This window comes from Mesorhizobium sp. M3A.F.Ca.ET.175.01.1.1 (assembly GCF_004791945.1).
Taxonomy (GTDB): Bacteria; Pseudomonadota; Alphaproteobacteria; order Rhizobiales; family Rhizobiaceae; genus Mesorhizobium.
On sequence record NZ_SRTP01000314.1, the window covers coordinates 1 to 302 of the forward strand.

Genomic DNA, 302 nt, shown 5'->3' on the forward strand with positions numbered 1-302 from the left:
CGCCGCGACGCTCAGCGTCTCCGTAGCCTGGCTGCCGGAGAGCGCGCGGCGGCCGGGGAATTTCTCGACGTCCCAGAAATCGGCCCAGGTTTTTGGTCCCTTGTCGCCGAAAACATCGGTTCGATAGATCAGCACGACGGAGGTGTAGGAGACGCCGACCCAGTCGTCATGGACGAGCTTCGGGTTGATGCCGCTCTTGTCGATGAGGCTGTAGTCGAGCTTCTCGAACAGGCCCTCTTTCGAGCCCCGCGCGCATTCGTCGGCGCCAAGCTCGGTAATGTCCCATTTGACGGCGTTGCCGG

General features: G+C 62.9%; 1 protein-coding gene. It reads right to left on the reverse strand.

The features are described from left to right. Positions 1 to 302: extracellular solute-binding protein (locus EN818_RS31790; protein WP_135906738.1), on the reverse strand; the 302-nt coding region annotated here is incomplete at both ends.